Genomic DNA, 12,697 nt, shown 5'->3' on the forward strand with positions numbered 1-12,697 from the left:
ATCAAACTTGATCATCATCGCAATCAAATTATGTCAATTCAAAAATTATGCTGTAGCTGTAAATGGAATTTCTTGCTGAGCACGTGGATGCGCTTGGGGAGTAATCAACAAGCCGTGGCGTTGTGTTCAGCACGCAACAGCATTGTATAGCGCAGTAGTGGCCTAGCCCTACCAGCATATATTATCCAACTATTACCATTGATTGCCGTCCAATCGTATCTACAAATAGTTATGTCAATATCAAACGAGGCATAAAAAAACATCCAGCATTGCGAGAGCTGGATGCGAGGGATCAACTGCTGAAATTTAGCCCAAGGCTTCAAGCGGAATGTGCGGAATTCGTTCGAGCATGCCTTGGCCAAAGACCTGTTGCAAACCCAAATGTGGCATATGAATGTAGCCAATATGGCAGCCACAGGTGGAATTGGCACAAACTCGTGGTTGCAACGCAGTCTGCCAAGCGGAATTGTAAATATTGCCAATTGGCTCGCGCACAAAATGACAACGCCGCATCGTGCCATCGCCATCGACCGAAATCACGCTTTCGCCAGTGGCACAAGCCCGACCTTCGGAAGGATGGCGGGTATTGTTGATCGGAAAGAGCGGATCAATCGCTGTCAGTTGGGCAATTTCCTCGGGGCTGTAATAGCCAACTTCACGTTTGTAGGCATTGACCCAAAGGTAAATTTGCTTGGGCAGTAATTCACGCAAGGCCGCAATTTCAGCCTGATGTTCGTGCATGCCAACCACACCAACGCTAATTGGAATGCCGCGATCGATTGCTTCGTGGCAACGGGCCAAAAAGCGCTCGCGCGGCGTTTGGGTTGGATGATAGGTTGCCCACAAACCAAGCCGCTCTTTCGGGCAATCCTCAGCCCAATCGAGCCGCGCCGAAAGATTGGTCTGAATCGCGACTTTTTGGACATGTGGCATGTTGGCAAGCGCCACGATTGCCCGTTGATAGCGCCGCCGAATCAAGGCCTCGCCCCATGGCGTGAAAAAAACGCTCAATTGAAGCTTGGTTTGTTGAGCAGACCATTCTACAAAGCGTTGTAGTGCAGCTTCATCGTGGGCATGCTCGGCGGCAGTTTCTTGGTGCTTAGCAAACGGGCAATAGCTACAACCATAATTACAGCTTGATAAGGGGCCACGATACAGAATTGCTAAATTCATCGCAGAATAAACTCCTCGCTAAGCTGACGAATCTGGGGCGAGTAAAGCCATGGCCCAATCAGATCCGAGCGTTCTAAGCCAGCAGCCGTTAATTGATAAATTCCATTGTGATGCTCAGCCCAGCCACATTCCAATAATTCGTTGATTTGGCCTAAATCGTCCAAAAGCTCGCTGCCAAATTGCGCGCGATAAGCCTGCACATCAAGCCCACTCACTTGCAACAACGATTGAATCACAAAGCGGCGGCGTTGCTCAGCACTCGACACCTCGCAGCCATAATCAACGTGGCTCAAATCAAACAAGCTGCGTTGGTTGTAGCTCTGAATAATTTGGCGCACCGAGCTGGCTCCAACCGCATAATCGCTGGAATAGTGCAAGGCGCGGGTATATGAACGAGCGCCAGCGCCCAAGCCCAGCATGCCATCGGTTTGGCAACAATAGCTTGGCCCTTGGCTATCGTCGGGGGCGTGGGCGGCGCGAAACATACGCATTGAAATTTGTTGGTAGCCTGCCGCCAACAAGCGTTCGCGGCCAACTCGATAGCATTCCAAGCGCAAATCCTGTTCCCCGCCCGTGCCACGCCGATCCAAGCCGGTCAACGGTCGCACATATAATGGATACAAATACAGTTCTTCTGGCTGCCATTGCAAGGCAATTTCCAACGATTCGAGCCAGGTTGCCACGCTTTGATTAGGCAAGCCATAAATCAAATCAATATTCAACGTGGGAATTTGGGCAGTACGAATCGTCGTTAATGCCTGCTCAACCTCTGGGCGGCGTTGGGCACGGCCAGCGCCATGCGCTTCGTGATCAAGGAAGCTCTGCACCCCAATGCTCACCCGATCAACCCCTGCTTGGCGCAATACGGCCATGCGATCGGCTGTTGCAGTATGCGGCGAGGTTTCAACCGAAAGCGGAATCGCTCGCGAATCGATGCCTAGCCAGCGTTGGCTCATGCTAAATAGCTGTTCCAACTCAGCTGCGTCGAGATAGGTTGGCGTGCCACCGCCAATCGCCATGCGACTAAACTGCAATGGGCCAAGCTCGTTATGAACTGCCTGCATCTGAAGCTCAAGCGTTGCCAAATAGCGTTGCACCACTGCTGCTTGGGGGTTGGTCGTGGTGAACAAATTGCAAAAACCACAACGCATTTCACAAAACGGAATGTGCAAATATAAAAATAATTGCTCGTGCGATTCGCTAGCCCAAACCTCGCGCAACGACCGTGGCGCAAGCTGGCGATAGGCCGATTTGTGCGGGTAACTATAGCTATAGCCCATATAGGGCGTAGCATTGGCATATTCACGCAGATGCATCGGCTTCCTCCAAGCAACAATCAGCATAGGGCACAGTCCAAACGCTGGGATGCGCCAAGCGATGGCCGTAAAAACCATCATCGCCATAGGCCGTGCCATGATCCGAACAAAGCATCATAAAGGTTGGGTTGCGCTGACGTAACCCAGCAACTAACGCAGGCAATTGGCTATCAACATAGCGCAACGCAGCTGCATGGCTCTCAATCGTATCGCCCGTAGCGCCAGCCAAATAATGGGCATTGGGTTGATGCAAAGCCGAAATATTAATAAACAGAAAGATTCGTTGCTCAGCAGGAATCGCCTGCAAGCGCTCAACCGCCAAGGCCACCTGAAATTCGGTCGAACGTGGCTCGGTCACGCCCAAGCGTTGCTCCCAATACGCTTCCTGAAATAAATCTGGCAGCACACAACTCAAGGCAGTTTGGCGATTAAAAAAGCCCACGCCGCCAATGCAAATTGTGCGATAGCCCACCTGCGCCAAGCCAGTTACCACCTCTGGGGCATCAAACACAAAGGTTTGATCAACCGTGGTTTCGCTGCCAGCAAAGCGTGCCGCAAACAAGCGTGGATGCGGGCCGGGCGTGGCGGGCGTTGGCATAAAGCCAGCAAACATCGCTTGATGGGATGCATAGGTAAACGAGCCTGGGCTATGCCGCTCCTGCCAACCATGCGGCAAAAGTGCGCGTAAATTGGGCGTGCCGCCATTGGCCCACTCAGCACATGCCACGTCGTAGCGCAAGGTATCAAAGGTCAAAAGCACAATATCGTGCGTTGGAATGTATTGTTTCATTGTATCTTTCGAGGGTTTAGGATTCAGGGGTCAGAGGTCAGGGGTCAGCATAGTTGAAGTAATACAGAACATGCAGAATAGTTATATGCTCTATGCACTTATGACTGACACCTAACCCCCTAGTCCCTGATCCCTAGCCCCTACTATTTCTGCTTCATAACTATCAAGCCCATCAACCAAAACATTAGGCAGCAAATCGCCAAAGGCATTGACTTCGCCAACTAAACAATGCTTGAGGCTGTTGGCAATTAGCAAATCAACGCCAGCGTAGAGCGAACGATCAAAACATGCCGCCGCCGCTTGGGCTTGCTGCTGCACCGTTTGCCAAAACTCAGCACCTAACTGCGCTTGCACCGCCGCCAAATCGCCGCGCGGATTCAACAAGTGCAGGTTGGTAATTGGCGAAGTGCTGGTGCGCACCACCGTGTGCTGAGCCTTGCTCGCAATCACCAACATACGCAGATCATAGACCTTGCCAGCCAGCCGCGCCTTGGGAACCCATTCCTCGACATGGATTCGCTGCCGCGCCAAGCCATCGATTAATGGTTGAATCTCGTGCAGATGGGTGTAGGTGCGTAGGTTGCGCGAGTTGTACAATTGCAAGCCAGCGCTGGTTTGCACCAACTCAACTGTCGTAATGGCCTGCATTTGGCGGCCATTGGTGCGATAGGCGACCACACCTGAGGCACTTGAGCCATGGGCTAGTTTGATAAATACCCGTTGCCAACGCTGGGCTTGCATGGCCGTTTGCAATTGCTCAAACGAGCCGATTGCTGGCAACGCTCTTGGCACCAGCACATTGGCCGCATCCAAACGCTCATGGCAAGCAACTTTATCAAACATCACGGCAATGTCAGCGGGGTGTTGCAATAATCGCACATTCAAGGCAGATAATTGCTCGTCGAGCTGGCGCAACAAATGGCAATAACCCCGATACCATTGGCGATTGCCCCACAAACGCCCGCGCTCTTGCGGCAAATCAGCGTCGATTGGCCAATACTCAAAATCCGGCTCAGGCGCAAGTTCAGCAGCAAAGCGCACTAATTCACGATACAGTTGCTCATCTTTACCTGGCGATTCGATGCGCACTAGCTCGTTGGGCTTGATCAAGCTCGCTAAATCAAGCGTACCAGCCAGCACATCGTAATAGCTGATGACCCGTGCGGGCGGCTGGCCTTGACGGGCCAATGCCGCCTGCCAAAGTGCCACCCGCCGATCACTCGGATTGCCAATAACGGTCATTCACTCACCGCGATATAGCGGCGATCGTGGCGATTGGGGTCTTGCGGCTCGGAAATATCAACCTCGATTCCCAATTGTTTGAATTGCTGCGCCAGCTCACTATCGATAAAGTGATAGTGCAAATCGAGCAATTTTAGCTGTTTAATCGCAGGGCATGCCAACAACGCCTTGGCACCTTCATCGCCAAGGTTGCCAAGCGAAAGATCAAGGATCTCAATGCGGTTCATGATCGACGCTTGGCTCAAAGCAATCGCTAAATCATCAGCAAATGAGCAATCGCGCAAGGCCAGCACCTTGAGTTGCGGAAATAATTCGCCGTTGAGCAATGGTTCAAGATCAGTCAAGGTCACATCGCCGCCATACCAATCGGAGCCAAGCCACAATTCCAAATGCTCTAGCGCTGGCAATTTGCCTTGAAAAATCTCTTGCACCACCCGATTGGCCAAGCCGCCGCTTTGAATAACCAAGGTTTTGAGCTGAGCATGCTGGCACGAACCAAGACTTAATCCATTGGCTCCGCGAATTGCAAAATGCTGCAAGTTGGGAAACGCCGAAAGCAAAGGCGAAAGATCATCCTGCTCGATCCACGAGATTTCCGATTCTTCGCTCATAATATCGCCAACGAATAAGGCGCGTAAATTGGGCAATTGCGGCGCAGCGCTGACCAAACTTTCAACGACTTCATCAACTGGGCCATTGCCATCATCAAGCTCCCACCAGGTACCAATCACCAAGCCGGTGGTTTTTTCAACACCTGGCAAGGCCAAAAAATCAGCAAAGCGGTCGCTCCATGCTACCTTGCTATCGTAATCATCTTCGTAGCTCAGCCCAACCCGATGCACCACGCCGCTTGGTTGCAGCGTACCAGGGTGATCCCAATCGGCAATGTTCGATGGCGCAAGCTCCGCCATCCATGGCAATTGAGCCATTCTTGTGCTCCTTACTCGCTGACGGCGATATAGCGATATTCTTCGTCACCATCTTCGTCGGCGGTTTCTTGGCCGCTAACATCACTTTTAAGTTCAATCGTGGCCCAGCAATCGCGCATGCCATCGCTCATGTAGTGGTGATGCAAATCGAGAAATTCGAGCTTGCGAATGGCTTCGCTGGTAAACAGCACTTCTGCGCCAGCATCGCTCAGATTGCCCAGCGAAAGATCGAGCACTTTGATTCGGTCCAGAATTGGGGCTTTGGCCACTGCTTGGGCCAGCGCATCGGCATATTCACAATCGCGCAAACCCAAATTGATTAAGCTGGGAAAACGCTCGCCACTCAAAATCGGTTGCAGATCATCAACGGTCGAATTGCCACCATATTCATCGTTGCCGAGCCACAATTCCAAATGCTCAAGCGCTGGTAGATTAGCAGCAGCCACATCGCGCACCACTTGCACCGGCAAACCACCAGTCTGAATCACCAACCCTTTGAGCTGTTGATGTTGAATCGCGCCAAAGCTCAAGTTCGAGCCGCCACGAATTGCCAAATATTCAAGCTGTGGGTAGGCTGCCAAAATCGCTGCATAATCGCCCTGGATAATCCACGAAATTTCCCATTCTTCGTAGGTAAAATCGCCGACGAACAAGGCTTTGAGCAACGGCAAGCGTTCGCGGGCATTAACGATGCCTTCTAAAACAAGCTCAATATCGTTATCCTCGGGCGAGTCGTGCCACCAACGCCCAATCACCAAGCCCGTGGTTTGGGCTGGCTCATCGGTCGCCAACCACGCATTAAAATAATCTTGCCAGGTTGGGGCTGGCCCTTTTGCGCGATAGTCGTATTCCAAGTGCAGGCGCACAGGGTGGCCAATCGGCTCAAGGTTTTTTCGTCCGTCCCAATTAGTGATCGTCGAATCACCAAAGTAGCCCATCCATTCAACAATCATGCAAACCTCACAAACAACCAGCGTAGGCCGATTGAAGCCTACCAGTAGGATACCTGACGATGCGACAAAGACTGTCACACGCTATGCAAGCACTTATTCAGTAACCGCCGCATAGCGATATTCTTGGCCCTCGTGTTCTTCGGCGCTTTGTTGCTTGCTCGCATCGCACCATAACCCAATTGTATCCCAGCATTCAAACAGTTGATGCTTTATGATCTGCACAGCAGCTTAGGCAAGATAGCCGCTGATGGCGATTGGGTAGGCTTCTTCGTCGTCGTCTGGGACAAATTGTTGATAACTTACTTCGACCGCAAGCTCAATCGATGCCCAACAATCGAGCATTGCATCGCTCATGTAGTGGTGGTGCAGCACTAACGTATCAAGTTTGCGAATCGCTGGACTCGCGAATAAGGCTTCGGCTCCAACATCGCTCAAATTGCCCAGCGCAAGATCAAGCATCTTAATCCGCTCAAGAATGGGGGCATTGGCAAGGGCTTGGGCCAGCAGATCAGCATAATCACAATTGCGCAAGGCCAAGGTTGTTAACTGTGGCAAGCCTACGCCATGCAAAATTGGCTGCAAATCGGCAATCGTCGAATCGCCACCATGCTCAGCGCAGCCCAGCCACAGCTCCAAATGCTCAAGCGCTGGTAAATCGGCGGTAGCAAGCTCGCGCACCACTTGGGCTGATAAACCATTAGATTGAATCACCAAGGTTTTGAGCTGCTGATGCTGAAGCGAACCAAAGCTCAAACCAGGGCCACCGCGAATAACCAGCGATTCAAGCCGTGGATAGGCTGCTAAAACTGGTCCATAATTGCCTTGCCTAATCCACGAAAGGTCGAATTTCTTATCAGTAACTTCGCCAATAAACAGCGCTCTAAGCAATGGCATCCGTTCGCTGACGGTAGCAAGTTGGGCTAAAACATAATTAGCACTCATATGCTCAACTGGATCATTCCAAGTCCACCAGCGATCAAGCACAAGGCCCGTGACGCTGGCTGGCTCATCGCTCAATAGCCAATCATTGAAAAAAATCTCCCATGGCTCTGGGTCATCATCTTCGACATAAAAGCGCATCAGATTATCATTTGGCTTGAAGTGTTGCCAGCCAGTTGAATTGTGGACGGCCAATTCACCATAGTAATTTTTCCATTCAAAGATCATCCCAACCTCGCAAATATGAATGGCAGGCCGTGATTGACCTGCCATTAGCATATGTAGGTATGTGTCAACCGCTGTCATAGCAGTTGAATAAGCATCAGCTGGGCGAGAATAATTTTGATGATCAATGCCAATGGATAGACCGCTGCATAGCCTTGATTTGGCAGTTCGTTATTGCTTTGTTGTACGGCAAAACTGAGCAAGGCGGGCTGGGTCTGAAAACCAGCCAACATCCCCGTCAAAATGCCCATTGGAATTTTCAAGACTTTATAGCCAATCGTCAGAATCAGCATCGCGATTGTAAAGGTAATTGCAGCACCAACCCCAAATAGTAGCAAACCATTGCTGCTGAATAAGAATTTGACAAAATCATAGCCAGCGCGCGTGCCGACCCCAGCCAAAAACATCACAATCCCAATTTGGCGCAACGTCAGGTTGGTGCTATAGGGCATGTTCCAAACCAACGGGCCAGTCCGATCAAGCGCTCCCAAAATTAAGGAAACGACCAACGGCCCACCAGCAAAGCCAAGTTTGATGCTCACGCCGCCAGGCAATGGCAAGACCAACGAACCAATCACCAAGCCCATCACCAAGCCCAAGGTGAAGGTCAAAATATCAACTTCGCTCAAGGCGCGATATGAATCGCCAAAGAAACGACTCACTTGGGGAATGTCGGCACGGCGGGCAATCACCCGCACCCGATCGCCAAGCTCCAAGCGGGTATCTGCGGTTGGCAACATTTCCACGTCGCCACGGCGAATGCGAGTAATCGTTGCGCCCAGCACTTGCGGCAAATTCAGTTGCTCCAGCCGAATCCCCACAATTTTGGAGTTGGAGACAAACATGCGCCGATAATCAAGCTCGCGCCGATCGTTAGAAATATCTTCAGTTTCTTGGCCAAGCACCGCAATAACTTGCTCTAGAACATCGCTTGATCCAACAATGCTGACGTGATCGCCGAGCATAAATTGGGTTGCGCCAGTCGTCACCGCCACATGGCCATCGCGGCGATAGCGCCCAAAGACCATCGACCAATGATACTTAGCAATCAAGGCTTGAACCGAAAGCTGGGTTGCTTCAGGATTCGTAATTTCAACCGTGCGGCTGGTAATATCGTGGTGATTGCCTTCTAAATCGTGGCGCGAAGTCAATTCTTTGGCATAATCGACCCGCCACAGGCGTTGCACCAACACAATTGCCAACATCATTGCCACTACGCCCATTGGGTAGGCAATCGAATAGCCAACCACCGGATCATTGATCACAGCAGCTAATTGTTGCTCAGGCAAGGCCGATTTCAAATATTCAATTGCCGCTGCCAAAGCTGGCGTATTGGTGATCGTGCCAGTAAATAGGCCAACAGTTAACGTTGGTTTAATGCTCAAGAACGAGTGGGCTAGAATTGCAAACCCATAAGCGACGACGATCATCCCGCCAATAAACAGATTATCGCGTAAGCCTTTGCTGCGCCACGAGCGAAAAAACTGATGCCCGCTGCTCAACCCGACGGTGTAAACAAACATCACCAAGCCAAATTGATACAACACTTCGGGCAATTTCAGCCGCTCATCAAGCGAGCCAATTGCCAAGCCCACAAACAAAACGGCGGCAACGCCGAGGCGCACACCGCCGAGATTCAATTGCCCCAAAGGATAGCCGATTGCTGCAACCACAAACAACAGCAATAGAGGATTCGACGCTAGCAAGTCCAACATAACATTCCTTTCGCAGCGTACAGCCAGCAGGCTGTTTCTCTCGATGCCATCTTAGCATAGCCGAGCTATCCACTGCGCAGGGTTGCAGCCTCGCCACGATTATTGTGAATTTCGTAACAAGAAATTAGACATATTTATTGATTCAATTGAACCAAGCTTATTCCCAGATATACGGATGGGTAATTAATTCAAGCCCATGGCCTGCTGGATCGAAAAAGTAGAAGCCACGGCCATTATTTTCGTAGTTAATTTCGTTGGCCAATTGCTGGCGAGGGTCGGCCCAAAAGGGAATATTGCGCGCTTTGAGCCGTTCTAAACTGGCATCAAACACCGCATCGCTGACCAAAAAGGCATAGTGTTGGCTCAAAATGGGAATCTTCGGCTCGCCAAAATGCAAAATCACATTATTTTCCATTTCGACAGCCATGAAAAAACCAGCAGGAACAGGTTCGGGGAGACCAAGGATCGAGGCGAGGAACGAGGCCGATTCGTACTTGTCGTTGGCGAAAATTAACAGGTGATTGAATTGAACTGACAATGGGGTACACATCCTTTCTGCCTCAACGAGGCTAGTCCAAGCAAGCTTGTACCGAACAATCATAAGCGTAGATTGATCAAAGTCAAGCAGATCATCGCAGTGGCTATTGGCTATAGATTAATCCACAAAGGATCGCAACCGCGAAGAGCGCGAAGCACACGAAGAGCCATTTTTCGCCACGAATTCCACGAATTTCACGAATTTCACGAAGAAGTATTTTAGAGCCACAGATTACACAGATTATTCAGCTTGTTGTTGCGGCCCATAGCCATGAGTCAATAGCTGCATCCATCATTTTTGACTTTTGACTTCATCCCTGATCCTTCATCCTTCGCTTCCTCTGCGCCACTGCGTTAAAGATTGAAACCGCGAAGAGCGCAAAGCACGCGAAGGTTTGAATTAGGTAAACACTTGAATATTTATAACTGGCATAAAACGATAAACCTGAACTTCGTGCTCTTCGTGTCCTTCGTGGTTAAACAACGCCCAACCCTCAACTCCTATGCTCTATGTTCTTTATCTGCTTGCCAGCGTATGTATAATCGTGCTAGCTTTTCTCACAATGGGAAAACCAACCAAGCGACATGAAAGGATCGTGTGTGCCAGAGGATTTTGTTGGGCAAGTTGCCCTGATAACCGGAGCTTCGCGCGGCATTGGAGCCGAAATTAGCCGCCAACTGGCCCAACGGGGAGCCGATATTGTCATTAATTATCGCAGCAAGGCTGCCCGGGCCGAAGCGGTTGCTGCCGAAATAACCGCCATAGGAAGGCAAGCGTTACTAGCCCAAGCCGATTTAACCCAAATCAACGACCTGATAACAACCCAGACCCAAATTCAACAAGCTTTTGGCAAGCTTGATATCTTGGTGCTAAACGCCAGTGGCGGTCTTGAAAAAGACAAACCAGCAACCTATGCCATGGATCTGAATCTGACCGCCCAAGTGCAAACCGTCGAAACAATGCTGCCATTGATGCCCGCTGGCAGTTGTATTGTGTTCGTCACCAGCCACTGGGCGCATTTTTATGGCGAACGGCCAATTATTGCTGGCTACGAACCTGTTGCCAGCAGCAAAAAAGCTGGCGAAATGGCATTGCGCGAACGCATCGCCGAATTTAGTCAACGCGGCATTCACTTCTATGTCGTGAGCGGCGATATGATTGAAGGCACGATTACGCCCAAATTGCTTGATCGGGTTCAGCCTGGCTTTTTAGCCGCCCGCAAAGAACACAGTCCTGAGCCAATTCCCACCATCGAGGAATTTGCCCAAGCCATCGTCGATGCCGCCGCCGATCGCAGCCAAGCCAACGGCCATACGGTGTTTGTGGGGCCGATTATTTAGCCAAATCAAAAAAGCCCAGCGATCCAAGTTTGAAACTTGGATCGCTGGGCTTTGATTTTTAACCTTACAAGCCCAATAGCTCCAGCGAAACATCCCACAACCGCTGGGCATTTTGGCGATCAAGTGCATAGCCAGCAACCCCAAGCAACGGGTTGTCGATGGGACGACGAGTAACCACAGGCTGCTCATTACAATCGGCAAAATAGCGCCCGCCAACCTCGGCCAGCAACGGCGAAATTGCGAGCAGCACCGAGGTTGCCGCGCCTTGCGCAACAGTTTTTTGAATTTCCGGCGCAACCCGCATTGTGCCACCAACATGGCGTTGCAAGTTGGTCAAAATTGCGCCTGGCATTAAGGTATTAACTCGAATGCCTTGGGCGGCCCAGCGCGTATCAGCCTCAACCGCAAATAAAACATTGGCGGTTTTAGCTTGGCCATAAGCGAGCCATGGATCGTAGGGACGAAAGGCAAAATGCAAATCATCAAAAATCACTGGCGAACGCATATGCGCGCTCGAGCTGACCGAAACCACGCGTGCACCACCAGCCGCTACTAAAGCAGGCTGCAAACCAAGGCTTAGCGCAAAATGGCCAAGATGATTAACCGCAAACTGCGATTCCCAACCTTCGTTGGTATATTGCTCAGGCGAAGCCATCACCCCAGCATTATTAACCAGCACATGCAACGGCCCTTGCCATTGAGCCACAAAGTAGGCAATCGAAGCCCGATCAGCTAAATCAAGCTGACTAACCAGAATCGCAGCATTGCCAGTGCTGGCCCGCAGTTCAGCAGCAACCGCTTCACCTGCAGCAGTGTCGCGCACGGCCAAAGTAACTTCGGCTCCAGTACTAGCCAAGGCACGCGCAGTTTCAACCCCAATGCCCGACGAAGCGCCCGTTACAAGCATGCGCTGACCACGGCAATCAATTCCGGTGGCAACTTCGGCGGCGGTGCTGGCAAAGCCAAATGGCGTGGTTATCAAACTCATCACAAGCATCCTTCACACTAAATCACTAGCTTAGTCTAAACCTTCGTGCGCGCTCTAAGTCAAGCCCTGATTTTTGGCAAAATTGCTACTTGCTTTAGAGCGCACTCTAGGCTATACCATAGATCGTAGCTGATTATTATTGTGCAGGAGCTGAATCATGGTGATGCAACAAGGAGTGCCCGAAAACCTAACCATTCAACAGATGGCCCAAGTTACGGGCCTGAGCGCCCATACCTTGCGCTATTACGAACGCGCTGGCTTGCTCGATCTGGTTGATCGCAATCAGCAAAATGGTTATCGCTACTATAACGAACGCCATATCAATTGGATTCACTTTATCAAATGCCTGCGCGCTACTGGTATGCCAATTCGCGATATTCGACGCTATACCGAGTTATTGCATCAAGGCGAGGATACCGTGCGCGACCGCCTGAATCTCTTGAAAGCTCATCGCCAGCGGGTTGAGCAACAATTGCTTGAGGTAAAAGAACACCTTGAAGCAGTTACCCGCAAAATTGGCTATTATGAAACGCTTGATTAACGCTGATT

At 50.8% G+C, this 12,697-nt stretch carries 13 protein-coding genes; 2 read left to right on the plus strand and 11 right to left on the minus strand.

Going from position 1 to position 12,697, the window contains the following annotated elements:
• Positions 1 to 306: 306 nt before the first annotated feature.
• From ACFMKP_RS14955 to ACFMKP_RS15000, 10 genes are all read right to left on the minus strand, one after another.
• A complete protein-coding gene (locus ACFMKP_RS14955) occupies positions 307 to 1,173 on the minus strand; it encodes an STM4011 family radical SAM protein (protein ID WP_382292751.1) in 867 nt (288 codons plus the stop codon).
• Complete coding sequence (locus ACFMKP_RS14960; RefSeq protein ID WP_382292752.1) at positions 1,170 to 2,489, minus strand: STM4012 family radical SAM protein; 1,320 nt, start codon at positions 2,487 to 2,489, stop codon at positions 1,170 to 1,172. Before ACFMKP_RS14960 ends, ACFMKP_RS14955 begins: the two co-directional genes overlap by 4 nt.
• The gene (locus ACFMKP_RS14965) at positions 2,476 to 3,279 is read right to left on the minus strand and encodes an STM4013/SEN3800 family hydrolase (RefSeq protein ID WP_382292753.1); all 804 of its coding nucleotides are present in this window, start codon (positions 3,277 to 3,279) and stop codon (positions 2,476 to 2,478) included. The genes ACFMKP_RS14960 and ACFMKP_RS14965 overlap by 14 nt, the downstream gene beginning before the upstream one ends.
• A 111-nt stretch (positions 3,280 to 3,390) precedes the next feature.
• Entirely contained in the window at positions 3,391 to 4,521 is a 1,131-nt protein-coding gene (locus ACFMKP_RS14970; protein ID WP_382292754.1) for an STM4014 family protein, read from the minus strand.
• Positions 4,518 to 5,450 carry an STM4015 family protein gene (locus ACFMKP_RS14975; RefSeq protein WP_382292755.1) on the minus strand — a complete coding sequence of 311 codons (933 nt, stop codon included), beginning with the start codon at positions 5,448 to 5,450 and terminating at the stop codon, positions 4,518 to 4,520. The genes ACFMKP_RS14970 and ACFMKP_RS14975 overlap by 4 nt, the downstream gene beginning before the upstream one ends.
• A gap of 11 nt (positions 5,451 to 5,461) precedes the next feature.
• Entirely contained in the window at positions 5,462 to 6,403 is a 942-nt protein-coding gene (locus tag ACFMKP_RS14980) for an STM4015 family protein (RefSeq protein ID WP_382292756.1), read from the minus strand.
• Between the two features lie 93 nt (positions 6,404 to 6,496).
• Complete coding sequence (locus tag ACFMKP_RS14985) at positions 6,497 to 6,625, minus strand: hypothetical protein (RefSeq protein WP_382292757.1); 129 nt, start codon at positions 6,623 to 6,625, stop codon at positions 6,497 to 6,499.
• Between the two features lie 6 nt (positions 6,626 to 6,631).
• Positions 6,632 to 7,570, minus strand: coding sequence for an STM4015 family protein (locus ACFMKP_RS14990; RefSeq protein WP_382292758.1), 939 nt, complete (start codon positions 7,568 to 7,570; stop codon positions 6,632 to 6,634).
• 74 nt (positions 7,571 to 7,644) lie between these two features.
• Complete coding sequence (locus ACFMKP_RS14995; protein WP_382292759.1) at positions 7,645 to 9,282, minus strand: aspartate:alanine exchanger family transporter; 1,638 nt, start codon at positions 9,280 to 9,282, stop codon at positions 7,645 to 7,647.
• 157 nt (positions 9,283 to 9,439) lie between these two features.
• Complete coding sequence (locus ACFMKP_RS15000; RefSeq protein WP_382292760.1) at positions 9,440 to 9,820, minus strand: VOC family protein; 381 nt, start codon at positions 9,818 to 9,820, stop codon at positions 9,440 to 9,442.
• 599 nt (positions 9,821 to 10,419) lie between these two features.
• Here ACFMKP_RS15000 and ACFMKP_RS15005 point away from each other — a divergent pair.
• Positions 10,420 to 11,160: an SDR family oxidoreductase gene (locus ACFMKP_RS15005; RefSeq protein WP_382292761.1), complete on the plus strand. Its 741-nt coding sequence runs from the start codon at positions 10,420 to 10,422 to the stop codon at positions 11,158 to 11,160.
• A gap of 64 nt (positions 11,161 to 11,224) precedes the next feature.
• Here ACFMKP_RS15005 and ACFMKP_RS15010 read toward each other — a convergent pair whose 3' ends face one another.
• On the minus strand, positions 11,225 to 12,148 hold the full coding sequence (locus tag ACFMKP_RS15010; RefSeq protein WP_382292762.1) for an SDR family NAD(P)-dependent oxidoreductase: 924 nt from the start codon (positions 12,146 to 12,148) through the stop codon (positions 11,225 to 11,227).
• 157 nt (positions 12,149 to 12,305) lie between these two features.
• On the opposite strand from ACFMKP_RS15010, the gene ACFMKP_RS15015 reads away from it, so the two are divergent.
• On the plus strand, positions 12,306 to 12,689 hold the full coding sequence (locus tag ACFMKP_RS15015) for a MerR family transcriptional regulator (protein ID WP_382292763.1): 384 nt from the start codon (positions 12,306 to 12,308) through the stop codon (positions 12,687 to 12,689).
• Positions 12,690 to 12,697 lie beyond the last annotated feature (8 nt).

It is taken from the genome of Herpetosiphon sp. NSE202 (genome assembly GCF_042688385.1).
Lineage (GTDB): Bacteria > Chloroflexota > Chloroflexia > Chloroflexales > Herpetosiphonaceae > Herpetosiphon.